This is a genomic window from Schumannella luteola, assembly GCF_013408685.1.
Lineage (GTDB): Bacteria > Actinomycetota > Actinomycetes > Actinomycetales > Microbacteriaceae > Schumannella > Schumannella luteola.
Genome location: NZ_JACBZY010000001.1, coordinates 272,515 through 297,398 on the forward strand (window position 1 = coordinate 272,515; position 24,884 = coordinate 297,398).

Annotated in this window: 22 protein-coding genes; 11 read left to right on the forward strand and 11 right to left on the reverse strand. The window is 72.4% G+C overall.

Features of this window, described 5'->3' with window-relative positions; genetic code table 11:
- Positions 1 to 184: 184 nt before the first annotated feature.
- The 3 genes from BJ979_RS01275 to BJ979_RS01285 are packed head-to-tail and all read right to left on the reverse strand — an operon-like array spanning position 185 to position 5,752.
- Positions 185 to 2,005 carry a YhgE/Pip family protein gene (locus BJ979_RS01275; RefSeq protein ID WP_179564433.1) on the reverse strand — a complete coding sequence of 607 codons (1,821 nt, stop codon included), beginning with the start codon at positions 2,003 to 2,005 and terminating at the stop codon, positions 185 to 187.
- The gene (locus tag BJ979_RS01280; RefSeq protein WP_179564435.1) at positions 2,002 to 5,094 is read right to left on the reverse strand and encodes an MMPL family transporter; all 3,093 of its coding nucleotides are present in this window, start codon (positions 5,092 to 5,094) and stop codon (positions 2,002 to 2,004) included. Before BJ979_RS01280 ends, BJ979_RS01275 begins: the two co-directional genes overlap by 4 nt.
- Positions 5,095 to 5,098: 4 nt before the next feature.
- On the reverse strand, positions 5,099 to 5,752 hold the full coding sequence (locus tag BJ979_RS01285) for a TetR/AcrR family transcriptional regulator (protein ID WP_179564437.1): 654 nt from the start codon (positions 5,750 to 5,752) through the stop codon (positions 5,099 to 5,101).
- A gap of 170 nt (positions 5,753 to 5,922) precedes the next feature.
- Here BJ979_RS01285 and BJ979_RS01290 point away from each other — a divergent pair, with 170 nt between their 5' ends.
- The 3 genes from BJ979_RS01290 (at position 5,923) to BJ979_RS01300 (ending at position 7,986) form a co-directional block, all read left to right on the forward strand.
- Entirely contained in the window at positions 5,923 to 6,246 is a 324-nt protein-coding gene (locus BJ979_RS01290) for a hypothetical protein (RefSeq protein WP_179564439.1), read from the forward strand.
- A gap of 403 nt (positions 6,247 to 6,649) precedes the next feature.
- Positions 6,650 to 7,303: a GntR family transcriptional regulator gene (locus BJ979_RS01295; RefSeq protein WP_179564441.1), complete on the forward strand. Its 654-nt coding sequence runs from the start codon at positions 6,650 to 6,652 to the stop codon at positions 7,301 to 7,303.
- 29 nt (positions 7,304 to 7,332) lie between these two features.
- Entirely contained in the window at positions 7,333 to 7,986 is a 654-nt protein-coding gene (locus BJ979_RS01300) for an NUDIX domain-containing protein (protein ID WP_179564443.1), read from the forward strand.
- Positions 7,987 to 8,014: 28 nt separating this feature from the next.
- Here the strand turns inward: BJ979_RS01300 and BJ979_RS01305 are convergent, their stop codons facing one another.
- Positions 8,015 to 8,650, reverse strand: coding sequence for a TetR/AcrR family transcriptional regulator (locus BJ979_RS01305; RefSeq protein ID WP_179564445.1), 636 nt, complete (start codon positions 8,648 to 8,650; stop codon positions 8,015 to 8,017).
- A 147-nt stretch (positions 8,651 to 8,797) separates the two neighbouring features.
- Positions 8,798 to 9,574, reverse strand: a complete 777-nt coding sequence (locus BJ979_RS01310; RefSeq protein WP_179564448.1) for an SDR family NAD(P)-dependent oxidoreductase — start codon at positions 9,572 to 9,574, stop codon at positions 8,798 to 8,800.
- 187 nt (positions 9,575 to 9,761) lie between these two features.
- Between BJ979_RS01310 and BJ979_RS01315 the strand changes: the two genes are divergently transcribed.
- Positions 9,762 to 11,183 (forward strand): APC family permease, encoded by a 1,422-nt coding sequence (locus BJ979_RS01315; RefSeq protein WP_425502502.1) that lies wholly within the window; start codon positions 9,762 to 9,764, stop codon positions 11,181 to 11,183.
- Here the strand turns inward: BJ979_RS01315 and BJ979_RS01320 are convergent.
- Positions 11,165 to 12,091: a TolB family protein gene (locus tag BJ979_RS01320; protein ID WP_179564450.1), complete on the reverse strand. Its 927-nt coding sequence runs from the start codon at positions 12,089 to 12,091 to the stop codon at positions 11,165 to 11,167. The genes BJ979_RS01315 and BJ979_RS01320 overlap by 19 nt on opposite strands.
- 553 nt (positions 12,092 to 12,644) lie before the next feature.
- On the opposite strand from BJ979_RS01320, the gene BJ979_RS01325 reads away from it, so the two are divergent.
- The 3 genes from BJ979_RS01325 (at position 12,645) to BJ979_RS01335 (ending at position 17,236) form a co-directional block, all read left to right on the forward strand.
- On the forward strand, positions 12,645 to 15,791 hold the full coding sequence (locus BJ979_RS01325; RefSeq protein ID WP_179564452.1) for an aminotransferase: 3,147 nt from the start codon (positions 12,645 to 12,647) through the stop codon (positions 15,789 to 15,791).
- Positions 15,792 to 15,859: 68 nt separating this feature from the next.
- On the forward strand, positions 15,860 to 16,789 hold the full coding sequence (locus tag BJ979_RS01330) for an aldo/keto reductase (RefSeq protein ID WP_179564454.1): 930 nt from the start codon (positions 15,860 to 15,862) through the stop codon (positions 16,787 to 16,789).
- Between the two features lie 87 nt (positions 16,790 to 16,876).
- Entirely contained in the window at positions 16,877 to 17,236 is a 360-nt protein-coding gene (locus BJ979_RS01335; protein ID WP_179564457.1) for a DUF5655 domain-containing protein, read from the forward strand.
- Between the two features lie 20 nt (positions 17,237 to 17,256).
- Here the strand turns inward: BJ979_RS01335 and BJ979_RS01340 are convergent, their stop codons facing one another.
- The gene (locus tag BJ979_RS01340) at positions 17,257 to 17,901 is read right to left on the reverse strand and encodes an MBL fold metallo-hydrolase (RefSeq protein WP_179564459.1); all 645 of its coding nucleotides are present in this window, start codon (positions 17,899 to 17,901) and stop codon (positions 17,257 to 17,259) included.
- 56 nt (positions 17,902 to 17,957) lie between these two features.
- Between BJ979_RS01340 and BJ979_RS01345 the strand changes: the two genes are divergently transcribed.
- On the forward strand, positions 17,958 to 18,422 hold the full coding sequence (locus BJ979_RS01345) for a MarR family winged helix-turn-helix transcriptional regulator (RefSeq protein ID WP_179564461.1): 465 nt from the start codon (positions 17,958 to 17,960) through the stop codon (positions 18,420 to 18,422).
- Positions 18,423 to 18,609: 187 nt separating this feature from the next.
- Here the strand turns inward: BJ979_RS01345 and BJ979_RS01350 are convergent, their stop codons facing one another.
- From BJ979_RS01350 to BJ979_RS01360, 3 genes are all read right to left on the reverse strand, one after another.
- Positions 18,610 to 18,858, reverse strand: coding sequence for a hypothetical protein (locus BJ979_RS01350; protein ID WP_179564463.1), 249 nt, complete (start codon positions 18,856 to 18,858; stop codon positions 18,610 to 18,612).
- Between the two features lie 214 nt (positions 18,859 to 19,072).
- Positions 19,073 to 20,497 carry a xylulokinase gene (gene xylB / locus BJ979_RS01355; RefSeq protein ID WP_179564465.1) on the reverse strand — a complete coding sequence of 475 codons (1,425 nt, stop codon included), beginning with the start codon at positions 20,495 to 20,497 and terminating at the stop codon, positions 19,073 to 19,075.
- Positions 20,494 to 21,309: a hypothetical protein gene (locus BJ979_RS01360; RefSeq protein ID WP_179564467.1), complete on the reverse strand. Its 816-nt coding sequence runs from the start codon at positions 21,307 to 21,309 to the stop codon at positions 20,494 to 20,496. Before BJ979_RS01360 ends, xylB begins: the two co-directional genes overlap by 4 nt.
- 138 nt (positions 21,310 to 21,447) lie before the next feature.
- Between BJ979_RS01360 and BJ979_RS01365 the strand changes: the two genes are divergently transcribed.
- The 3 genes from BJ979_RS01365 to BJ979_RS01375 all read left to right on the forward strand — a co-directional run bounded on the left by BJ979_RS01365 (position 21,448) and on the right by BJ979_RS01375 (position 24,023).
- Positions 21,448 to 22,020, forward strand: coding sequence for an IclR family transcriptional regulator domain-containing protein (locus BJ979_RS01365; protein WP_179564469.1), 573 nt, complete (start codon positions 21,448 to 21,450; stop codon positions 22,018 to 22,020).
- A 168-nt stretch (positions 22,021 to 22,188) separates the two neighbouring features.
- The gene (locus tag BJ979_RS01370) at positions 22,189 to 22,944 is read left to right on the forward strand and encodes an SDR family oxidoreductase (RefSeq protein WP_179564471.1); all 756 of its coding nucleotides are present in this window, start codon (positions 22,189 to 22,191) and stop codon (positions 22,942 to 22,944) included.
- The gene (locus tag BJ979_RS01375) at positions 22,941 to 24,023 is read left to right on the forward strand and encodes a D-2-hydroxyacid dehydrogenase (protein ID WP_343046547.1); all 1,083 of its coding nucleotides are present in this window, start codon (positions 22,941 to 22,943) and stop codon (positions 24,021 to 24,023) included. The genes BJ979_RS01370 and BJ979_RS01375 overlap by 4 nt, the downstream gene beginning before the upstream one ends.
- A gap of 73 nt (positions 24,024 to 24,096) precedes the next feature.
- Here BJ979_RS01375 and BJ979_RS01380 read toward each other — a convergent pair whose 3' ends face one another.
- Positions 24,097 to 24,861: an SDR family oxidoreductase gene (locus BJ979_RS01380; RefSeq protein ID WP_179564473.1), complete on the reverse strand. Its 765-nt coding sequence runs from the start codon at positions 24,859 to 24,861 to the stop codon at positions 24,097 to 24,099.
- Positions 24,862 to 24,884 lie beyond the last annotated feature (23 nt).

Consider the following 24,884-nt stretch of genomic DNA (forward strand, 5'->3'; position numbering starts at 1 on the left):
CTCACCGATCGCGACGCTAGTGACCGTCGGCATCCGCACGCTGTCTGCCTCTCAACATGTGAGAGGACGTGCGGATGCGGGCCCGCCGGACGCCCCGAGTCGCCCGCTTCCGCGGCATCGACGACGCGACACGCCGCGGAAGCGGGCAACTCGGAAAGGCGGGCGGCGGAGATCGCGCGCGGGACTACACCAGGGCGAGGATCGCGCGGCGGCGTCGGGCGCGCACGGCCAGGGGCGTGAGGGCGAGCGACAGCACCGCGAGGGCGACGAGCACGGCGAGGGCACCGGCGATCGGGGCGGTCGGGCCGCCGGCGATCGCCGACTGCAGCGCCGACACGGCCGCACTGAACGGCAGGTACGGGCTGAGCGTCTGGAACGGCTGGCCGAGCGCCTGCACCGGCCAGAGTCCGGCGGTCGAGGCGAGCTGGATGGCGAGCAGCACGAGCGAGATCACGCCGCCCGCGCGGCCGAAGCGCGCCGACAGCAGGCCGTGCAGCGCCGCGAAGGCGACCGCGGTCACGAGCAGCAGCGGCAGGGTCGCGCCGAGGCGATCCCACGCCACGCCGAGTGCCGCGTGCAGCAGCACCGCGACGGTCGCGCCCTGCACGAGCGCGACGACGAGCGGCTTCGACAGCAGCGCGCCGGCGACGCGGGTGACCGGGGCCGAGCTGGCGAGCAGTCGGCGGCCGAGGAGCGGGCCGACGAGCAGCAGAACCAGCGCGCCCATCCAGAGCGCGAGCGGGATGGCCGTGGTCGCGACGATCTGTGAGGCCGCGCTGACCTCGTGGTCGCGCGAGACGGTGACCTTCACCGGGCTGGCAGCGACCTTCGAGCTGTTCTTCGCCTGCGTCGAGTCGCTCGCGGGGATCTTCGCGGCGCCGTCGGCGAGCCCGTCGCTGAGCTGCTGCGCCCCGGTCTGCAGCTGGGCGATGCCGCCCGCGATGCCGGTGGCGCCGTCGTTCAGCGAGCCGCCGCCGCGGGCGAGCTGCGCCGCCCCGGTGGCGCTCTGGCCGACGCCGGACGAGAGCTGGGATGCGCCGCTCGCGAGCTGGCCGCCGCCGGCGGCGAGCTGAGCGAGCTGGCCGGTGAGCGCATCCACGGTCGCCCGCGCGGTCGGGTCGAGCGGGTTCGCCTGCAGCTGCGCGTTCGCCGCGGTGAGCGCCTGCGACAGCTGCGTGACGCCGCCGGTGTACTGGCTGACACCCGACGACAGGCCCGAGGCGCCGGTCTTGAGCTTGCCGAGCCCGGTCGAGAGCTGGCTCACGCCGGTCGTGTACTGCGCGAGTCCGGCGGCGAACTGGTCGGCGCCGCTCTTCGCGGTTCCGGCGCCGTCGGCGATCTTCTTCGCGCCGTCGGCCGACTGCTGAAGCCCGGTGCCGAGCGAGCCGACGCTCGCGTAGAGGCCCTGGATGTACTGCTCGGTCAGCTGGGTGCCGAGCGCCGAGGCGAGCCCGTCGCCGACCTGCCCGGCGATGCCGCCGGCGAGGTACGAGTGCGCGTCGTCGGTGCGCAGCTTCAGCGGTGCGACCGTCGGGGTGCCGCTCGAGAGCGACACGACGGCCTTCGAGAAGCCCTTCGGGATGGTCAGCACGGCCTGCACGTCGCCGTCGGCGAGCATCTTCTTCGCGTCGCTGTCGTTGGTGACGGTCCAGCGGATGCCGGCCGTCGCATCCGAGTCGGGGTCGGTCAGCTGCGTGACGAGCAGGCGCCCGGCGAGCACCGGGGTGTCGGTGCCGTCGGCGGCGGTCGTGGTGACCATCTCGTCGTCGTTCACGATCGCGGCGGGGATGCGCGCAGAGTCGTTCTTCGCGCTGCTGGTCTTCGCGCCGGCGGAGTCGTCGGACCCGTCGCCCCCGACCCCGCCGATGCCGAGCGCCGAGACGAAGAGCGCGGTCAGCGCGACGGGCACGAGGGCCGCGACGACGAGCAGCGCGACGCGGCCGCGCCGGCGTCCGCGGGCGGGGTCGCTCTCGAAGGGCGAGGAGGTGAGATCGGGCCGGCTCATCGCAGGGCTCCTTCCGAGCTGAGATCGAGTTCGACGACGGGTCGTGCGGTGCGCCCGAGCAGGGCGAGGCGGATGCCGGGCCGCACGCCGAGCACGAGCGTCGTGTCGGGGTCGGCGAGGGTCGCCGCGACGAGCGCGACCCGGGTGGCCGCGGCGTCGTCGAGGTCGCCCACGTCGAGCAGCACGACCGGCGTGCCCTCGGCGAGCGCGGCGGCGGCGAGCACGTCGGCCCGCTGCTCGGGGTCGAGCCCGCTGAGCCGGTCGGCGTCGTGCACGGTCGTGCCGGCGGCGCCGAGGCGGGCGATGGCGTCGGCCGTGCGGCGGCGCACCGAGCCGGCGCCACGGCGACGCGGGGCGAGCGCGATGCGGTCGCCGATCAGCTCGCCGACGGTCGCGTTGGCCTCGAGCCGGGCGGCCGCGAGATCGCCGAGCGCGACGCGGCGGGCGACGTCGGCGGCCTCGGTCGGCAGGGTCCTGCCGGCCACGAGCGCGCGGCCCGCGACGGCCGGCACGCGTCCGGCGACGGTCGCGGCGAGCAGGCGACGCCGCGCATCCTCGCCCGCGACGACGGCGATCCCGCCGCGCGGCACCGTCAGCGACACCGGCGGCGTCACCGGGCGGTCGCCGGCGTGCTCGCCGTGATCGCTCAGATCGGTGCTCGCGGTGACGACGTCGCGCCCGGCCTCCGGCTGCGACGCCGGGGCGGCGACCAGCGCATCCAGCTCGATCGCCCACTCCCGGCCCTCGGCCCAGCGGGCGTCGGCGCGGTGCACGGCCAGGCTCGCACCCTCGATGTCGACGTCGGGCAGGATGCGGTCGAGCCACTTCGGCAGGTACCAGGCGTGCCGGTGCGCGATCGCCATGATCGCCGGCACGAGCGTCATGCGGATGAGGAAGGCGTCGACGGCGATGCCGACCGCGAGCCCCAGCGCGATGACCTTGATCACGCCCATCCCCTCGGGCACGAAGGCCGCGAAGACGAAGAACATGATGAGCGCCGCGGCCGTCACCACGCGGGCGGCGCCGCGGAACCCGGTGACGACGGCGCGCTTCGCGATCTGCTTGCGCTCAGCATCCGGCTTGCCGACCGAGCCGTGCACGTAGTCCTCGCGCATGCCCGAGACGAGGAACACCTCGTAGTCCATCGCGAGCCCGAACAGGATCGCCATGAGCAGCACCGGCATGAAGCTGAGGATCGGCCCCGGCTCGGCGTGCAGCAGCTCGGCGCCCCATCCCCACTGGAAGACGGCCACGACCACGCCGAACGCGGCGAGCACCGAGAGCAGGAACCCGGCAGCGGCCTTCAGCGGCACGACGATCGAGCGGAACACGATCGCCAGCAGCACGACCGAGAGTCCGACCACGAGGATGCCGAAGGGCAGCAGCGCGCTGTCGAGCCGGTTCGAGACGTCGATCTGAACCGCGGTCGCCCCGCTGACCTGCATCGGCATGCCGTACTTCTTCTCGATCTCGGGGGCGAGATCGCGCAGGCGCTGCACGAGCTCGGAGGTGCGCTTGTCGTCGGGCCCGGTGGTCGGGGTGAGCTGGATGATGCCGGTGTCGACGGTCTGGTTCGGCACCCCGGTGCCGACGCTGTCGACGCCCTTCACCTTCGCCAGGCGGTCGCCGATCTTCTTCAGGTCGTTGATCGGGTCGTTCGTCTGGGTGATGTCGAGCACGACCACGAGCGGGCCGTTCTTGCCGGCGCCGAACTTCTCGGTGACGGTGTCGTAGGCCTGACGCGACGTCGTGTCCTTCGGATCGTGCCCGGCGTTCGGCAGTGCGAGCTGCAGGTCGGCGGCGGGGATCGCGGCGGTGCCGAGGATGCCGACGACCAGCACGATCGCGAGCGCGGGCACCTTCGTCACCAAGCGCACCCAGCGCTCGCCGAGCGGGCGGCGCGGGGCGCGGGCGGGCTTCGTGTCGGCGGATGCGTCGTCGGCCGCCGGGTCTGACGCGGCGTGCGCCCCCTCCGTACCGGACGCGCTCACCGCATCCGCCGGAGCCGCACTCTCGTGGGCCCCGTGGTGCGCGTGGTCGGCCGGGTCGCCGATGAGCCGCAGCGCCGTGCGCGAGCCCGGCTTCGGGGCGAGCCGCCCCTTCGCGAAGCCGAGGATGGCCGGCAGCAGCGTGAGCGCCGCGAGCATCGCCGTGACGACCGCCGCCGCGGCGCCGATGCCCATGACCGCGAGGAAGGGGATGCCGACCACGAGCAGGCCGGCGAGCGCGATCACGACGGTGAGGCCCGCGAAGACGACAGCGCTGCCCGCCGTGGCGACGGCGGTCGCCGCCGACTCCTCCGGATCCATGCCGCGCGCCAGCTGCTGCCGATGCCGCGACACGATGAACAGCGCGTAGTCGATGCCGACCGCGAGGCCGATCATGAGCCCGAGCATCGGGCCCGCGCTCGACACGGGCGCGAACGCCGCGACCGTGAGGATGCCGCCCATCGAGACGCCGAGCCCGGCGAAGGCGGTGAGCAGCGGCAGCCCCGCGGCGAGGAACGAGCCGAAGGTCACGAACAGCACGACCGCCGCGAACAGCACGCCGAGGCCCTCGGTCGGGCTGATCGACACGGTCTGGTCCTGGAAGGCCTGGCCGCCGAAGTCGACCGTGAGCCCGTCGCTCTTCGCCGCATCCCCGAGGTCGATCAGCTTCGTCAGGGTCGACTTCTCGATCTCGGCCTGCGGCCCGTCGAACTGCAGCTGGATGAGCGCCGTCGTGCCGTCGTCGCTGATCGCACCCGAGGCGTACTCGCTGAAGGGGCTCACGGCCTGCGCGATGCCCTTCACCTCGCCGAGCTGCTTCGCGAGATCCTCGACGGCGGTCTTCGCGGCGCCCGACTCGAGCCCGTCGGCGTCGGAGACGACCGCCTGGCCGCTCGCGCCGCCCGCCTGGGGGAACACCGCATCCAGTCGGTCGATCGCGTTCTGCGCCTCGGTTCCGGGGATCGAGAACGACTCGTCGGTCTTGCCGCCGAGGCCGAGGCCGGCGCCGAGCGCGCCGCCCATGACGAGCAGCCAGATGACGAGCACCAGCAGCGGGCGCCGGTACGAGGCGCGGCCGAGGCGGTAGAGCAGGGTGGCCATGGGTTCAGCTCCGTCGGGCGATCGGGGTGGGGGCGAGGATCTCGGTCATCACCTGGATGAGCGAGGTGCGCACGGCTTCACCCTCGAAGCCGGTGGGGTTGATGAGCACGGCGGATGCATCGGTCGCGCCGTCGGATGCGGAGCCGGTCGCAGAGGCCGCGGCCGCATCCCCGTCGAACGGCCCGTAGTCGCGCGAGGCGGCGATCGCGTAGGCCGAGCCGGCGAGCGCGATCGCGACGCGCACGCGGTCTTCGGGATCGTCGAGCCGCTGCTGGCAGTACTGGGCGATGCCGGTCATGAATCCCTCGGCACGGGCGATCGCGGGGATGTCGCGCAGCGAGCGCGACTGGTTGATGAAGAGGTGCACCTCGAGCGGACGCCGCAGCAGGAAGTCGACGAACTCGGTGACGAACGCGCGCACGCCCTCGTCGTCGCCCTGGTCGCCGGCGCCGTGCAGCCGTTGCAGCACGATCTCGATCTCGTCGAGCGCCGGCTCGATCGCGGCGGTCAGCAGCTCCTCCTTCGACGCGAAGTGGTAGAGCACGGCGGCCTTCGAGACGCCCGCCAGATCGGCGATGCGCTGGATGCTGGTGCCCGCGTATCCGGCGGAGGTGAACTCGCGCAGCGCGATGGTCTGCAGTTCGAGGGCGGTGGTCACCCGGCGACGCTAACTGACCGATCGGTCAGCGCCTGACCGATCGGTCAGACTCGCAGACTTCTGTCAGTCATCGCGCGTCTCTGCGATTCGAAATTTCAGTATTGTGTTTTGGCGGTGTTCTGATATTTTATCCGTGAGCCCGGATCGTCCGGGCGGAGACGAGGAGCCCGATGGCCCAGCGCAGCACCCGACGCACCGCCGTGATCGTGACGATCGCCGTCGTGCTGACGATCGCGCTCGGCGTGGTCTTCGCACTCATCGATCTCAGCGAGGCGCACGCCGCATCCGCGGTCGTCGCAGCCGGCGCGACCGCCGTCACCGCGGCCGCCAGTCAGACCGCCGCCTTCTCCGACCCGGCTCACCTCACCGGCGTCGCCATGCTCGGCGGGCTCGCGATGGCGGCGCTCGCCTACGCGGCCTTCGGCATCGGGCGCCGGCCCCGCACGGGCATCCGCCCCGCGCCGCCGACCGCCGCTCTCGAGCTGGCCGATTGACCCGGCGTCCGCGGGCGCGACCCCCTAGGCCCCGCGGACGTCGAACCACCACGCCGGCAGCACGCCGCCGGCGCCGAACCGCGCAGCACGCTGCGCGCCGAATCTCGAACGACGACGACGTCGATCCGCCGATCCCCGGATCCGACGCGTCTCCCCGCGTCCGCGATCCGGGTCGGGTCCGGATGACCGCTTCTCCCGCGTGTCAGCGGATCCGGTCGGGCCCGTTCCGGTTCTCCCGCGGGGCGGGTCCGGCCTCTCGGGGATGCCGGACCGCGACGGGGGTCGCGGCCCGGCACACCGGCATCCGCCGCCGGCCGCGCCGACGCCGACCGTTGCGCCCATCCCGGATGCCGGACAGAATGCCGGAAGGTCAGAATTTCAGACTGACCGGTCAGGAGCATCGATGCCGATCCCCAGCGACGCCACCGCCACGTCCGCCCAGCGCCATCTGCTGCGCGACGTCGTGCTCGAGCGCCTGCGCGACGCGATCATGGACGGCACCCTGCAGCCCGGCGAATCGCTCAACGACAAGGAGCTGCAGTCGTGGCTCGGCGTCTCGCGCACGCCCATCCGCGACGCCATCAACGAGCTCGCCCGCCGGGGACTGATCGAGATGGAGCCCAACCGCTTCACCCGCGTCGCCAGCCCGACCGCGGCCGACGCGATCGACGCGATGCACGCGCTCGGCGCGATCTACGGCGGCGGTGTGCGCCTCGGCACGCTCAATCTCGACGACGCCGACGTCAAGCAGATCGAGAAGGACATCAAGCGCATCCGCACCGGCATCGTGAAACGGGATGTGGAGACGCTGCGGTCGCTGGTGTTCCCGACCTTCGACCTCTTCGTGCGTCGCTCGAACAGCCCGCTGCTGATCAAGTTCATCGGCGAGAGCGTCGATGGGCTCGCCTTCCGGGTGCGGGTCGAGCGGGTCATGGATCTCGTCGACGTCGACCAGGTCTCGGCCGACTACGCGGAGCTCGCCGAGGCCGCACACGCTCGCGACGCGATCGGCGCCGAGCTCGCGACCGAGCGCATCTTCCAACTGCCGAGCGCCTGACGGTCGCATCCACCGCCTACGCTCGCCGCATGACCCTCGGCATCGACGAACCCGACGCCCGCGGCCGCACCGGCCTCGACCAGGTCGGCCGCGACCTCGCCGGCAATCCGGACGTCGTCGTGCGCGACGTCGAGCTGATCGCGAGCGCCTGGCACGTGCTGCGGCGCACCACCCTCGAGGTGCGCGACGCCGACGGCAGCTGGAGCACGCAGACCCGCGAGACCTACGACCGCGGCGACGGCGCCACGATCCTGCTCTACGACGCCGAACGGCGCACCGTGCTGCTGACGCGGCAGTTCCGCTACCCCGCCTATGTCAACGCGCATCCCGACGGCCTGCTGCTCGAGGCGCCGGCCGGACTGCTCGACGACGACGGACCCGAGGATGCGATCCGCCGCGAAGCCGAGGAGGAGACCGGCCACGCCGTCGGCGCCCCGCAGGCGCTCTGGTCGATCTACATGAGCCCCGGATCGGTGACCGAGCGGGTGCACTTCTTCGCCGCGCCCTACTCGGCCGCGACCCGCGTCTCAGCAGGTGGCGGGGTCGCCGAGGAGGGCGAGCGCATCGATCTGGTCGAGCTCGACATCGACGACGCACTCGCGCAGATCGGCACCGGCATCCTCGACGCGAAGACGATCATGCTGCTGCAGTGGGCGGTGCTGTCGGGGCCGTTCGCGCGCTGACCGCGAGGGTGCGGGCGAGGGCGCTGGCTCAGCCGCGCGGCCACCACACGGGCAGCTGGGCGTTGAGCTCGGCGGCGGTCGCGGCGAGGTCGGCGGGAGCGTCCGGCGCATCCGAGCGCAGCCAGAGCAGCGTCGCCGCGGTGATGCCGCCGGAGAGCTGCGCGGCGGCGATGCCCGACGCGACGCCGGGCACCTCGACGCCGGTGCGCACGAGCGCGGCGATCGCGAGCTCGGCGCGGTGCCCGAGCTTCTCGCGCAGCTTGCGCCCGAACAGCGGCGACTCGGCCATCTGCCGGTAGGCGTCGCGGTGGTCGGCGAACTCGACGAGCAGCTCGTGCTGGGCATCCTCGTAGAGGGCCGCGAGCGAGCGGGTGTCGGCCGCGTCGGCGATGGCCTGCTCGTCGATCGCGCTGATGCCGTCGATCACCTCGGTGAGCGCGTCGGCGGCCGCCGCATCCACGTCTTTCCAGTGGCCGTAGAAAGTGACGCGGTGGATGCCGGCGCGGCGGCAGATCTCGGCGACCGTCAGCTCGCCGAGCGCCATCTCGCCGAAGGCCTCGCGCACGACGTCGAGCACGGCGATGCGCGTGCGCAGGGCGCGCGGCTCGGCGCGGTCGGCGGCGTCGCTGCCGGAGCGGGAGGCGCGGGAGGCGGGGGTCGTCACGTGAGCCATACTCCCACCGCCGACACGACGGGATGCGCGCCAGGGGCGGCGGCGTTGCGCACGGATAGGTGCCGGTCGCCCCTGGCGAGTCTCAGCGCGCGCCGACCGGGGTCGGCGGTCGGCGCCGCGCGATCAGCGGGCGGGCGCTTAGCGCACCGAGGCCTGGCCGCCGTCGACGGGCAGCAGCTGGCCGGTGATGAAGCGCGACGATTCGCTGGCGAGGAAGACCATGACCGGGCCGAGGTCGCGGTCCGGGTCGCCGTACTTCTGGCCGAGGGCGATCGACTGCTCGTTCTGCCAGAAGTTCGCGGTGCGGCCGGCCTCGTCGAGGCGGGCGATCGCGGCGTCGTACATCGGGGTCGCGATCGCGGGCAGGATCGCGTTGACGCGCACGCCGTCATTGCCCCAGGCGGCCGCGGCGGTGCGCGTCCACGAGTGCACGGCTCCCTTGGCGGCCGAGTAGGCGGGGGCGACCGGCTCGGGGCGCAGGCCCGAGATGGAGCCGAAGTTGATGATCGAGCCGCGTCGCTGCGGAGCCATATGGCGGTAGGCGGCCTGGTTGACGAGCATGGTGCCGCGCACATCCACCGCGAACATCGCATCCCAGTCGGCGACGGTGACGTTCGCGGCGTCGCCGGAGCGCTGGATGGCGGCGGGGTGCGCGACGGCGTCGAGGCCGCCGAGCTTGATGACGGCCTGGTCGAAGGCGCTGTCGACGGACTCCTTGTCGGAGATGTCGACCGTCATGAACGTGGCGGTTCCGGGGCCGTTCTCGGTCGCGTCGGCGGCGACCCGACGGCCTGCCTCCTCGCTCACATCCATGCTGACGACGTCGGCGCCCGCCGCGACGTAGGTGCGCACGGTCGCCGCGCCCATGCCGCTCGCGCCGCCCGTGACGATGATCTTGTAGTCGCTGATATCCACGTCAGGCAACACTACGCCTGTAGCTCAGGGCGGTGCCCGACGCGTCATCCGGACACAACGTCGAATGGATGTCGAAACCAGGACAGAATGTCCGTCGCCTCGTGATCGCGCGCCTCGGTAGCGTGCGGCGAGTTCTCGCACCGCCGCCCGGACCCCTCGGACGTCGGCCCGCCACCCGAGAGGAGCTCTGATAGTGAGCGCACCCGCAGCCACGCAGTCCGGCCCCACCCTGAAACGGAGCCTCGGGCTCTTCGCGATCGTCGGGCTCGGCCTCGGCTACATGACCCCGACCGTCGTCTTCGACACTTTCGGCATCGTGTCGAAGCAGACGAACGGCGCCGTGCCCTCGTCGTACGTGATCGCGCTCGTGATCATGCTGCTGACGGCGATCAGCTACGGGAAGATGGTGCGGGTCTTCCCCAGCGCCGGCTCGGCCTTCACCTACGTGCGGGAGTCGATCCACCCGAACATCGGCTTCATGGTCGGCTGGTCGTCGCTGCTCGACTACCTGCTGCTGCCCATGGTGAACGCGCTCATCATCCGCCTCTACGTCGAGCAGCTCTGGCCCGACTTCCCCGCCTGGCTGACGGTCGTGATCTACGCCGTCGTCGCGACCGGGATCATCGCCTACTCGATGCGCAGCACGTCGAACGTCAACATGGTGCTGCTCGTCGCCGCGCTCGTCGTGATGATCGTGTTCGTCGTGATCGTGGTCGGACAGCTCACGAACGGCGAGGGCGCCGGCACCATCGTGAGCTCGACGCCGTTCTCGCACGACGGCGTCTCGCTCGGACCGCTGCTCACCGGAGCCACCGTCGTGTGCTTCTCGTTCATCGGATTCGACGCGGTGACGATGTACACCGAAGAGGCGAAGAGCACCAAGATCATGCCGAAGGCGATCTTGCTGACGGTGCTGCTCGGCGGCCTCATCTTCCTGGTGGCGTCGTACTTCACGCAGCTGCGCTTCCCCGACAACGAGCCCTTCGGCGAGTTCACCGACGACCCGCTGCCGCAGATCGGACTCATCGTCGGCGGCCCGGTCTTCCAGGCGTTCTTCGTGGGCGCCGGCTTCGTCGCGGCCGTCGCATCCGGCCTCGCCTCGCACGCGAGCGTCGCCCGCATGCTGCTCGTGATGGGCCGCAACAACGTGCTGCCGAAGGCCGTCTTCGGCCGGGTCAGCGCGCGCACGCACACCCCCATCTTCAACGTCGTGCTCGTCGGCGTGGTCTGCCTGCTCGCGATCAGCCTCGACCTCGAGCTCGTCTCGGCGTTCATCAACTTCGGCGCCCTGATCGCCTTCACCGCGGTCAACCTGTCGGTGATCTTCCACTTCGCGATCCGCAAGAAGCAGGTCGAGGGGGCACGCCAGGTGTTCACCAACATCGTGCTGCCGGGGATCGCGATGGTGCTCACCGGCATCCTCTGGACGCAGCTGCACGCCGACGCGCTCATCGCCGGCGTGATCTGGGCGGCGATCGGCTTCATCTGGCTGCTCATCATCACGCGCGGCTTCCGCCGCCAGCCGCAGGGCTTCGACGAGAACCAGCCCGTGACCGGATTCAACAAGCTGGCGATCGAGGATGACGAGGATCAGCCCGCGAAGGGGTAGCTGACGTAGGCGAAGCGACGCGCGTCGGGCGCCCAGCTGGGCACGTTGATCGTGCCCTGACCTCCCGGCAGCGGGATGCGCTCGAGCGGCGTCGCCCAGTCGGCGGTGTCGACGACGACCAGCGCGACCTCGAGGTCGGCGGGATGCCCGGTCGTGCCGGGCGGGAACTCGAGGTAGACGGCGTGCCGGCCGTCGGGGGCGAGGTGCGGGAACCAGTCGACCGTCTCCGTCCTAAGGAGATGCTGGACCTCATTCGGGCCAACCGTGAGGTCAAGACTTGCACCGGGTTCGCCGAACGCGAGCGGGTCGGGGATGCGCGCGAGCTGCGCATGCCCCGGTCGCTTCGCCCAGCGCTCGGTGTTGAAGAACATCCACGCACCGTCGGGCGACCACTCCGGGCCGTCGATGTGACCGGGGCCGGTGTCGACGATCGTCGTGGCGCCGCCGTTCCGACTGACGATCGCGAGGCGTCCCGGTTCGCTGAAGTCGCGCATCCGCACGAACGCCAGCCGCTCGCCGTCGGGGCTGACGCCGTGCAGGAAGTGGTGCATGCCCGGCTCGCTCGTCACGCGCTCGGCGCGCCCGCCCGCGATCGGCGCGCGGTGGATGTGCCCGTCGTCGGCCGAGAGGAAGATCGCGCCGCCGCGCGGGTCGAGCACGTGGTCGTTGTTGATCGGCGGCAGGGTCTCGTGCGCGATCCGCCGCGGCTCGGCGCCGGGCTCGGGCGCCAGCGACCAGAGCACGCCGTCGCCGTTGAGCAGCAGGACGCCGCCGTCCGCTTCGGCGCTCCAGTTCGGCGCCTCGAACAGCACCTCGCGGCTCTCGTGCACCACCGCATCCGCCCCGCTCGCGATGTCGTGGACGTGGATGCGCGCGACCTGACCCGGCGCGAGACGACGTGGGCTCACGCCCGCCAGCGTAGGCCGCGTCGCGCCGTCCCCGCGCTGCCGCGAGGCGGAGCCCCCGATCGCGCCCGCAGCGCGGTGAGACTCCCGGACCCGGCCCGGCTCGAACGGGCGACCTCCCCCTCCGACTGCGGGCTGGGCGCATCCTTACCGGGTAGACGCGCCTAGGGCGGGCTCGGAAGGAACCTACCGTCTCGTCATAAGGGTTCGCGCGGGTTCATCGACGAACGAGGTCAGCAGTGGAGTCCGATCCAGCTCAGATCTCTCAGAAGCATCGGCAGGTCCTTCGACTCGATTCGCGCGACCTCACGGCGGAGGAATGCCTCGATCTCCACGAGATCGATCGACTCGACGATGAGCATCGGGGTGCCGAGAGTCGGCCCGCCCTGCTTCACCTTCCGCGCGGTGCCGCGGGTGCGGCGGACTTCATGGTGACCGGGCCTGGTCCCCTCGCCGCCGTGACGGTGTCCGAGAACGGCGAAGACAAGCTCCGCCTCGATCCCTCTGAGCACAGACCGTTACCGATCGAGTCGCCCCGAGCCGCCAGGATGGGCGCATGAGCACGCCCCTCTTCGACTACTTCGCGCACGTCGAGCTCGCGACGCCGACGATCTCGGCGGAGGAGGCGGAGCGGCTGCTGCGCAGCGAGTTCGGTCTGGATGCGCGGGTCGAGTCGCTCGGCAGCCAGCAAGACCAGAACTTCCTGGTCTGGGCGAGTGACGCCGCCGATGTCGGAGACGCAGCCCATCCGCTCGGCGTGCTCAAGCTCAGCAACCCGGTGTTCAGCGACGCCGAGATCGAGCTGCAGACCCTCGCCGCCGAGCGGGTCGCGTCGGCGACCCCCGAGCTGCGCATCCCCCGGCTCGTGCGCGGACCGGCGGGCGACTGCGCCGGCTGGTGGGAGACGAGCCAGGGCCGACTCAACGCCCGCGTGATCGAGTTCGTCGCCGGGTCGACGCTGACCGGATCCGACTACCTGAACCCGCGCACCGCCGCCCGCATGGGCGAGCTCGCCGCGCGCGTGCAGCTCGCGCTCGCCGGCCTCGAGCACCCCGCCTCCGCGCGCGTGCTGCAGTGGGATCTGCGCCACGCGACCCGGGTGATCGAGACCCTCGCTCCCGCCGAACCCGACGAGACCGTGCGCGCCGAGGTGCTCGCCGCGACCCGCGACGCCGCCGTCGCGCTCGCGCCGCTCGCCGACCGGCTGCCCCGCCAGCTCGGCCACTTCGACGTGACCGACGACAACATCCTTCGGCCGGATGCGCCCGGCGCCCTGCCCGACGCGATCATCGACTTCGGCGACGTGCTCGACTCGTGGTCGATCGGCGAGCTCGCCACGACCGTGTCATCGCTGCTGCACCACGACGGGGCCACGCCGCTGTCGGCGCTGCCGGCGATCCGGGCGTTCCATGAGCTGAGCCCCCTGAGCGACGACGAGGCGGATGCGCTCTGGCCGCTCGTCGTGCTGCGCGGCGCCGTGCTCGTGCTGAGCGGACGCGCGCAGGTGCGCCTCGACGACGACAACGCCTACGCGAGCGGGGCGCTCGATCGCGAGCACCGCATCCTGTCGCAGGCGCTGTCGGTGCCGCTGCCGGTCATGGCGCGCACGATCCGACACGCGCTCGGGCTGCCGCTCGCGCCGGCGCCCGGCTGGCCCGCGGCCGAGCTGTTCTCGCTCGTGCCGCCTGGCGAGGCCGTCGTCGTGCTGGATGCCGGCACCACCGGCGCCCTCAACGACCGCGGCGCATTCACGCACGACGGCGCGCTGCTGCGCGGGATCGCGGCGGCGGTGCGCGACGGACGAGCGGATGCGGCGAGCGCCGCCGGGTCGTCGTGCGGCATGAGCGGCGGTGCGACGGGCGGCGCGAGTGCGATCGGTGCACGCGCCCGCGCCAGCGCCGTCGGCGCCGTGCTCGTCCCGGCCGGTCGGCCGCGTCTGGCCGGCGCTCCCCTGCGCACACCGAACGCCCCCGCGACCGCGCCGACCGGAGCGCTGCTCTGGCTGAGTCGCAACCTCGTGCTGCGCGACCTGCCCGAGCACATCGTCGCCCGTGCCGTGCCCGGCGCGATCGAGCTGACGACCGGCGGCGTGACCCTGTCGCTCGCGAGCGCGGCGCTCGGCGCGCCCGCTGCCGCCGCCCCGGCCGGCGCCGGCGACGCCGCCGACCCCGTCGGATCCCCCGTCATCACCGACTCCGGCGACGCGGCGCCGGTCGCCGCCGACGACCTCGTCGTGCCGGGCGGCGAGGTCACCGCGACGCTGTGCTGGGCGGATGCGTCCGCATCCATCCCGGCGCTCGTCGAGCCCGGCTACCTGGTCGGCTGGGGCGCCCTCGTCGGCGACCCGACGACCGCCTTCGCGCTCGCCGAGCCGGTGCGCGCGCGACTCGACGAGCTCGCCGCCACGTCGGCATCCGCCCGCGACGCCACGACCCTCGACCGCCGCGAGCACGTGCTGGCCGAGGTGCAGGAGCACTACTACGCGCGTCCGCCGCAGATCGAGCGCGGCTGGCGCGAGCTGCTCGTCGACACCGACGCCCGCGTCTACCTCGACATGGTCAACAACGTGACCTCGGTCGGGCACGCGCATCCGCGCATCACCGCGGCCGCGAGCCGGCAGTTCGAGCTGCTCAACACGAACTCTCGCTTCAACTACGACGCGATCGTCGACTACGGCGAGCGGGTCGCGGCGACGCTGCCCGACGAGCTCGACACGGTGTTCTTCGTCAACTCGGGTTCGGAGGCGACCGACCTCGCGATCCGCCTCGCGATGGCCGCGACCGGACGCCGCGATGTGATCGCGATGCGCGAGGCCTACCACGGCTGGACCTACGCGAGCGATGCCGTCTCGACCTCGATCGCCGACAACCCGAACGCGCTCGCGACGCGTCCCGACTGGGTTCACACGGTGGATGCGGCGAACAGCTTCCGCGGAACGCATCGCGCCTCCGACGCCGTCCGGTACGCACCGGAGGCGGTCGAGCGCATCCGCCAGATCGCCGCATCCGGTCACGCCCCGGCCGGATTCATCGCCGAGACCTACTTCGGCAACGCCGGCGGCGTCGCCCTGCCCGACGGCTACCTGCGCGAGGTCTACGCGGCCGTCCGCGCCGAGGGCGGACTCGCGATCGCCGACGAGGTGCAGGTCGGATTCGGCCGCCTCGGCGAGTGGTTCTGGGGCTTCGAGCAGCAGGATGTGGTGCCCGACATCGTCGCGGTCGCCAAGTCGGTCGGCAACGGGCATCCCATCGGCATCGTCGTCACGTCGAAGGCCGTCGCCGACCGGTACCGCACCGGCGGCTACTTCTTCTCGTCGACGGGCGGGTCGCCGGTGTCGTCGGTGATCGGGATGACGGTGCTCGACATCATCCAGAGCGAGGGACTGCAGGAGAACGCGCGGGTCGTCGGCGCGCACCTCGCATCACGGCTGCGGGCGCTCGCCTCGACGCACGAGATCGTCGGCCCCGTGCACGGCTCGGACCTCTACCTCGGCCTCGAGTTCGTGCGCTCGCGCGAGACCCTCGAGCCGGCGACCGAGGAGACGGCCGCGATCTGCGACCGCCTGCTCGAGCTGGGCGTGATCATGCAGCCGACCGGCGACTTCCAGAACGTGCTGAAGATCAAGCCCCCGCTCTGCCTCACGCCCGAATCAGCCGACTACTTCGTCGACATGCTCGACCGGGTGCTGACGACGGGGTGGTGAGCGCCGCCGGCCTGGCGAGAACCTCCGAGGACCGGCGCCGGCGGGTGCCGGGCCGACAGGATGGGCGCATGAAGACCCTCGACCTGCCCAACCTGGCCCAGCCGGCATCCACCGTCGTGCTCGGCCTCATGCGCATCAGCGAGCTCGACGACGAGCAGATCCGCACGCTGGTGCGCACCGCCCTCGACAGCGGCATCAACATGCTCGACCACGCCGACATCTACGGCAGCTCGCGCCACCAGTGCGAGCAGCGCTTCGGCGACTCGGGTGCGGTGAGCGCCGCCGACCGCGACAAGGTGATCATCCAGAGCAAGGTGGGCATCCGGCCCGGGATGTTCGACTTCTCGCGCGAGCACATCCTCACCACCGTCGACGAGTCGCTCGCCGCACTGAACACCGACTACCTCGACTCGCTGCTGCTGCACCGCCCCGACACGCTCGTCGAGCCCGACGAGGTCGCCGCCGCCTTCGACACCCTCAAGCAGAGCGGCAAGGTGAAGAGCTTCGGCGTCTCGAACCACACCCCGCTGCAGATCGACCTGTTGAAGCGCTCACTGAACGTCTCGCTCGACTACAACCAGGTGCAGCTGAGCATCACGCACGCGCCGATCATCGCGTCGGGCATCGCCGCGAACATGGTGAAGCTCGACCAGTCGATCGACCGCGACAACGGGATGCTCGATCACGCTCGCCTCAACGACATCACGCTGCAGGCGTGGTCGCCCTTCCAGAAGGGCTTCTTCGACGGCGTCTTCATCGGCGACCGCGAGAACTACGCCGACCTCAACGACGCGCTCGACGAGATCGCGGCCGCGCACGGCGTCACGTCGACCGGCATCGCCGTCGCCTGGATCACCCGCCACCCGGCGAACATCCAGACGGTGCTCGGCACCACCAACCCGCGCCGCGTCATCGACTCGGCCGCGGGCGGCGGCGTCGACCTCAGCCGCGAGGAGTGGTACCGCCTCTTCACCGCGGCGGGGCACACGCTGCCCTGACCCACGAGGTTCGAGCGATATGGCCGCTATGGCACCGCCGTTCCGGCCATTTCGCACGAACCTCGAACCCCCCGGGAGGAGCAGACGATGGTCGACGGAACCTGGAGTGAGCTGACGCGCGGGCTCGACGACGACGATCTCGCGAAGCTCAGCGCGTTCCGCGAGTTCTGTCGTTCGCTCGACGGAGTCGAGGAGCGCATCCACTCGGCGGATGTGACCTACGCCCGCCGGCGCTCCTTCACCTCCGCGTACATCAAGAGCCACTACCTCGAGCTCGGGATCGAACTGCTGCGCGAGGTCGACGACCCGAAGCCGCGCACCGCCTTCGCCACGACGAAGAAGATCACGATGCACCGCTACTCGCTGCGCGAGCTCGAGCAGTTCGACGACCGCATCCGCGCGCTGATCCACGAGGCCTGCGAGACGGTCGGCGGCGGCACGCGCTGACGCGGCGACGGCGCGACGGCTCAGAGCGTGATGCTCTGCCCGTCGGCGAGGGTGACGAGCTCGATGCCGGTGAGCTGCTGCGCGAACTGGGCGGAGGAGCCCTTGCCGGCGTCGCTGAGCATGAGGTCGTGGATCTGGATGGCGCGCACCGGCTTCACGGCGCGCACGAAGTCGACGAGCTCACCGAGCTTCGCCCACGGCCCCGAGGTCGGCACGAGCAGCGTCGTGACCTTCTGCTCGGGCACGAAGTACGCGTCGCCCGGGTGGTAGACGTCGCCGGCGATGAGGTAGCCGACGTTGCTCATCTCGGGGATGTCGGAGTGGATGACGGCGTGCGTTCCGCCGACGACCTCGACCGGGAATCCGGCGGCCTCGAAGCCGTCTCCGGCGCCGACGGCGGTGACGCGGTCGGCGTCAGCGCCCGCGGCCGTGAGCTCGGCGGCGACGTTCGCGGGCGCCCAGACGCGCAGCTCGGGCTGGGCGGCCAGGGCCGCGGTGAGGATGCCGGCGTCGTAGTGGTCGGGGTGATCGTGGGTGATCAGCACGGCGGTCGTCGCGGCGACGAGGTCGGCCGAATTCGGCGTGTAGGCGCCCGGGTCGATGACGAGGCTGCGGTCGCTGTCGCTCAGCACGATGGTGGCGTGGGTGTGCTTGGTGAGTTCCATGGCTCGCACTATATACAGTCCGCCTGTATAAATGTGAGATGAGTCAGGATGGGCGGATGGACGAGCGAGCGGACGCGGGCGCCGGCGGCTTCAGCCTCGAGCAGGCGAACGCCTTCCGGGCCGCGATCGGCGAGAGCGTCCGCGCGATCCGCCGCACCGAGACGACGCCCGACGGTCAGATCGAGGCCCTCGGCTTCCTCGAGCGCGACGGTCCGCAGAGCATCGCGACGCTCGCGCGACGGCGCCGGGTGCGGCATCAGACCATGAGCGCGACCGTCGCCGAGCTGGAGAAGCAGGGACTCGCGACCCGCTCCCCCGACCCGGCGGATGCGCGCGGCCTGCTGATCGCCGCGACGCCGGCCGGTTCGGCGATGATCCGCGAGCTGCGGGTGCGCCGCTCGACCGCGCTGCACGGGGCCGCGCACACCGTGCTCAGCGCCGAGGAGCGCGCCGCCCTCGTGACCGCGACCGCCGCCCTCGGCAAGCTCGCCGGCGTGCTGCACGATCGCGCGGAGGGCTGAGGCCCAGCGACACTGCTCGCCCGCGCTCGGCCGGCCACGCTCGATGCACAGCGTCGGGTCGAGCGGGGCACCACGACGCGCTGCGCGGCGGTGTGCGAGCTCAGCCGACGCTGTGCTCGCGGCCTCCGCGCCGGACATCCGCGAGGAGCGGCGCGTCCAGCCGCGTCTGCCGCGCACAGGGCCGCAATCAGCGACGCTGCTCGCCCGCATCCACCGCGCGCTTGCTCGCGCTCTCGAGTGCGAGGTTGAGCAGCACCGACAGCACGAGAACGCCCGCGGCGACCCAGCGCACCCAGTCGTAGTCGGACATGAAGCCGTGGACGGCATCCGGCAGCCAGCCGAAGGCGCGCGGGTTGAGCGAGTTGACGGTGAACGAGACGGTCACCAGACCGCCGAGCACCGTGAGAAGAGTGAGAACGCCGCGGAGCGCCTTCATGGTCCTGCCTTCCGACGTGAGGATCCGCCCCGGATGAGGCGACATCCTCATCCCAGGCCGTGCCCTCGGGGCAGGGTCAAGCGGCCGCGATCACGTCGGGACCACGGGCCCACCCCCGCGATCGACGGTGGCTCCGTGGACTGACTGGAGCCGGTCGCCCATGGTCCCCGCGGCTCAGCGGCTCAGCGGCGCTGGGACTCAGCGGCCCAGCGACTCAGCCGCGGTGGGCGGCGTACTGCTCGCGGATGATCGGGGCGTGGGCGGCGTCGACCGTCGTCGTGACCTCGGGCGTCCACGTCGGGCGGGCTCCGGTGAGCGCCCACGCGGCCTGCACGGCGGCGCCCGCGGCGACGTACTCCCCCGGGGTCGGCACGACGACCGGACGGCCGAAGACCTCGGCCGCGATCTGCGCGACCGCGTCGCTCTGCGCGGCGCCGCCGATCAGCAGGATGCGGTGAGCGTCGACACCCTGCGCGAGCACGGCATCCAGCCCCTCGGCCAGTCCGCAGAGCATGCCCTCGATCGCGGCGCGGGCGAGGTTCTCGCGGGTCGTCGCGGCCAGCGTCATGCCGAACAGCGACGCCGTCGCATCCGGCAGGTTCGGGGTGCGTTCGCCCTCGAACCAGGGCTGCAGCACGAGTCCGCCCGAGCCCGGCTCGGCGGCCAGAGCGAGGCGGCCGAGCTCGGCGTGATCCACACCCAGCACCCGGGCGACCGCATCCAGTACCCGCGCCGCGTTGAGGGTCGCGACCAGCGGCAGGAAGGCGCCCGCGGCATCCGCGAAGCCCGCGACCGTGCCGCTCCGGTCGGTCACGACGGTGTCGGTGACCGCGAAGACGGTGCCGCTCGTGCCGAGCGAGACGACCACGTCGCCGGGCCGCGCGTCGAGGCCGAGCGCGGCGCCCGCGTTGTCGCCGGCTCCCGGACCGACGAGCAGTCCGCCCGGGATGCCCGGATGCGTTCCGGTCGTGCCCGCGTGCTCGCCGGGCCCGAGCACGCGCGGCAGGACCGCATCGTGCCCGAGGGCCGCGGTCAGCAGCTCGCGGTCCCAGTCGTCGGTGACAGGAGACCAGTAGCCGGTGCCGCTCGCATCCGAGCGGTCGGTCGTGAGGTCGGCCAGGCCCGCGGGGTCGTCGCCGAGGTGGGCGGCCGTCGCCGGACCGAAGCCGCGCAGCCGCCAGCTCAGCCAGTCGTGCGGCAGGGCGACCGCGGCGACGCGGGCCGCGTTCTCGGGCTCGGCGTCGCGCAGCCAGCGCAGCTTCGTCGCCGTGAACGACGCGACGGGAACCGAGCCCGTGCGCCGCGCCAGTTCCTCGGCGCCGAACTCGGCGATCAGGTCGGAGGCCGCCTCGGCCGAACGCGTGTCGTTCCAGAGCAGCGCCGGGCGGATGACCTCGCCCGCCGCATCCAGCACCACCATGCCGTGCTGCTGCGCTCCGACCGAGATCGCCACGACGTCATCCAGACCGCCGGCATCGGCGACCGCGGCGAGCAGCGCCTGCCACCACGCATCCGGATGCACCTCGGTGCCCTCAGGATGCACGGCGCGGCCGGTGCGCACGACGGCCCCGGTCTCGGCGTCGCGCACGACGATCTTGCAGCTCTGGGTCGAGGAGTCGACTCCGGCGACGAGGCTCATCCGGCCAGCCTGCCGTCTGCGAGCACGGCCGCGCCAGCACCACGACGCGCGGGCGCCGATTCCGCGGGTGCCGAGTCCGCCGTCGCCTCGACGGTCAGGTCGGCGAGCGCCGCCCGCATCCGCGTCAGGGTCGGCGCCGTGGCCCGTGCCGCATCGCCCCGGTCGGCGGCGACGAGAAGACGGCTGAGCGTCGACGAGCCGACGCCGAGCCGCGGGGCGAGAGCTCGCAGCGAATGCCCTTCGCGCACGAGACGTCCGATCGCCCGCACGCAGTCGCCGGCATCGAGCAGCTGCGCTCGCTCGACGACGCCGCGCTCGCGAGCGAGACGCCGACGCCGGCGCCGGCGGTGCTCGGCGCAGCTCAGACCGCCGCCCTGGATCTCGACGCAGCGCTGCTCGTCGCGGCATCCGGCGACGTAGCCGCGCCAGCTGCCGTGCTCGATCCGCCCGTCGGCGCGACGTCGGCGGTAGCCGCTCCGGTAGGCGCGTTGCGCCTCGAGACAGGTCGGCAGCGCCGTGTCGAAGTGCGGGCAGTCGAGCGGATGCGCGCATCCGCGGCGGAAGCCGAAGGGGGTGCCGTGCACGAGCGCCGCCTCGCTGCGGACGGTCTCGGCGGGCGCGTCGCCCCGCGGCAGTCGCGTGGTGTCGGGCAGGGCGGCGAGGTCGGCGCGCCCCGCCGCGGCCGTGTACGCCTCGGCGCAGGTGAGGTACCGCTCCGAGCCGGAGTGCGGGCAGGCGCTGCGCGAGCGGCATCCCTCGCGGAAGCGGCGGGCGCTGCCGTGGGGCGCCGTCGTCGTGTGCATCTCGGGCACCGGATCCCTTCGTCGGCGAAGCAGCAGTCGCTGACATCGTGACCGGAGCTCCGAGCCGCCCGTGCCCCCGGTTTCGCTATCGCGGGAGAACGAATCCGTGTGGATGCGCGGACCGCGCCGGTGCCACGATCGGCTGACATGAGCGCCTCATCCGACCTCCTCGACGTCTTCGGCCCGACCGTGCGCGGCGACGACGAGCTCGCGCACCAGCTCGTGCAGCTCGCCGAGCTCGACGGCCGCACGGCGCGGTTCCTGGCCCGGCACGACGGACGCGAGCCCTTCGCCTCGAGCGCCGCCCCGGGCGACCGGCGCCCGGCCGAGACCACCGCGGTCGGGCTGGCGCTGCTGGCGCAGCTCGACGACGCCGAGATCGCGGAGCGCTACGGCGACGCCGCGGCGGCGGTGCTCGCCGAGGTGCGGGCGACGCGGCAGCGCGGCTACGCGCTCGATCGCGCGGCGACGCATCCCAGCGTCTTCGGCGTCGCCGTGCCGGTGCCGGTGCCGGTGTCGGTGTCGGCCGGCTCGGGAGCGGAGGCGGCGCGCTCACCCCTGGTGCTCGGCGTCGCCCTCGTCGAGGTGCTGCCCGACCGGATGCGGGAGTCGAGCGAGCGCTACGTCACGGTCGTGGCGGCGCTGCGCCGGGTCGCCGCCGAGCTCGGCGCCGGTCACGCGGAGACGCCCGGATCCCGGGAGCCGCTGCGCGCGCTCTGACCGCCGCGCGCATCCGCCCCGACCCGGGCATAAGGATCCGGTATGGCATCCGAGCGATGCGGTCGTTGTCGACGGCCCGCGCGCGAACTTACGGTGCGAAGGCAGCCTGCCGACCCGACGAGCCGTCGCCGAGCACACGGTCGCGGGCTCCGTCAGGAGAGAAGGAACATGACCTACAGCGACTACTCGACCGCCCTCGTCACCGGAGCCTCGACCGGAATGGGCGCCGCCGTCGTGCGCCAGTTCACCGAGCGCGGCCTGACCGTGCACGCCGTCGCGCGCGACGCCGCCCGCCTCGCCGAGCTCGCCGCCGAGACCGGGGCGATCGTGCACGCCGTCGACCTGACCGACACCGACGCGATCGAGCGCGAGCTCGGCGACCTCGAGATCGACGTGCTCGTGAACAACGCCGGCGTGAGCGCGCCCGGCAACATCCTCGACGTCGAGCGCCACACGGTCGACGCGATGGTGGATGTGAACCTGCGCGCCGTGCTGCACCTCAGCCGCCTGCTGGTTCCGGGCATGGTCGAGCGCGACCTGGGCCACATCGTCAACATCTCCAGCATCGCCGGGCACTACAACTTCTTCGGCCACACCGCGTATCACGCGACCAAGGCGGCCGTGCACCAGATCTCGCGTCAGCTGCGCAACGACACCCTCGGCAAGCGCATCCGCGTCACCGAGGTCAGCCCCGGCCGCGTCGAGACCGAGATCTTCGGCCGCAACCTCGGCGGCAGCCCCGAGGCGATGAAGGAGGCGTGGGAGACCTACTACGAGGGCTACGAGTCGCTCACCACGGCCGACATCGTCGGCGCCATCGACTACGCGATCGCCGCGCCGCGCCATGCGAACCTCGGGCTGATCGAGATCATGCCGACGTTCCAGGTTCCGGGCGGCCTCACCTTCGATCGGCGCGCCGAGTGAGCTCTGACCGACCGGGTTCAGCCGCACTGGGCTCCGACCGCCTCCGCGTCGTCGTCGCGGCGCCGCTCTCGGCCGACAACGCCGAGCTGCTGACCCGCCTCGAGCCGCGCATCGAGCTCGTGCACCGGCCCGAGCTGGTGCACGAGATGCGCTGGCCGGCCGACTTCTCGCCGGCTCCCGGCTTCGCGCGCAGTCCCGAGCAGCAGGCCGAGCTCGACGCGCTGATCGACGGGGCGGATGCGCTCTACGGCATCCCCGACGTCGACCCCGCCGCGCTCGCCCGTGCGGTCGCCGCGAACCCGCGCCTGCGCTGGGTGCACACCATGGCGGCCGGCGGCGGCGGTCAGGTGAAGGCCGCGGGCCTGGATGCCGACCAGCTCGCGCGCGTCGCCTTCAGCACCTCGGCCGGCGTGCACGGCGGACCGCTCGCGGAGTTCGCCGTCTTCGGCGTGCTCGCCGGCGCGAAGTCGCTGCCCCGCCTGCTGCAGCAGCAGCGTGCCCACGACTGGAGCGGACGCTGGCTCATGGGCCAGATCAGCGCGCAGCGCGTGCTCGTGGCCGGTCTCGGCGGCATCGGCGCGGTCGTGGCGAAGAAGCTCGCCGCGCTCGACGTCGAGGTGATCGGCCTGAGCCGTCGCCCCGAGCGCCCGGAGGGCGTCGCGTCGATCGTGCACCCCGACGACCTGCTCGAGGTCATGCCCACGATCGACGCGCTCGTCACGACGCTGCCGGGCACGGCGGCGACCGAGGGGCTGCTGAACGCCGAGGTGCTCGCGGCGGCCCGCCCGGGTCTCACGCTGGTGAGCGTCGGTCGCGGCACCGTGATCGACGAGCCCGCGCTGATCGAGGCGCTGCGCTCGGGTCAGGTCGGCTTCGCCGCGCTCGATGTGGCGGCGGTCGAGCCGCTCGCGACGGACAGCCCGCTGTGGGACCTGCCGAACGCGCTCATCAGCCCGCACACCGCCGGCCTCGACGCCGACGAGGACCGCCGCATCGCCGAGCTCTTCGCGCGCAACGCGACGCGGCTGCTCGACGGCGAGGAGCTCATCAACCGGGTCGACACGGTCGAGTTCTACTGACCCGCACCGCACTCGGGTGAACGAGAAGGGCCGGAACCGCCGCAGCGGATCCGGCCCTTCGGCGTCATCCGGGTCAGACGACCGCGGTCATGCCGCCGTCGACGAACACGACCTGGCCGTTGACGAAGTCGGAGGCGCCGGAGGAGAGGAACACGAGGGTTCCGACGAGCTCCTCCGTGCGGCCCCAGCGCCCGGCGGGGGTGCGCTTGGCGACCCAGTCGCTGAAGTCGGCGTCGTCGACGAGGGCCTTCGTCAGCTCGGTCGCGAAGTAGCCGGGGGCGAGGGCGTTGACCTGGATGCCGTGCGGACCGAGGTCGGCACAGAGTCCCTTGGTCAGCATGGCGATGCCGCCCTTGGTCGCCGCGTAGGGCGCGATGTTCGCCCGGCCCAGCTGCGACTGCACCGAGCCGATGTTGACGATCTTGCCGGCGCCGCGGCCGATCATCTCCCGACTCACGCGCCGCGCGGTGAGGAACGCACTCGTCAGGTTCGTGGCGACGAGGTCGTTCCAGTCGCCGAGGTCGAACTCGGCGATCGGCGCACGCCGCTGGATGCCGGCGTTGTTGACCAGCACATCGATCGGGGCCTCGGCCTCGAGCTCGGTGATGGCCGCATCCACCTCGTCGGCGTCGGTCACGTCGAAGGCGATCGTGCGCGGGGCGCGGCCGGAGACGCGCTCGAGCGTCGCGGCGGCGTTGGCGAGGGCGGTCTGGTCACGGCCGTGCAGCACGACGTCGGCGCCGTTCTCGGCGAGGCCGGTCGCGAGGGCGAGGCCGATGCCGCGGCTCGAGCCGGTGACGAGGGCGCGGCGGCCGGTGAGGTCGAAGAGGGAGGTCATGGGGTGCTCCGGTGGATCGTGAG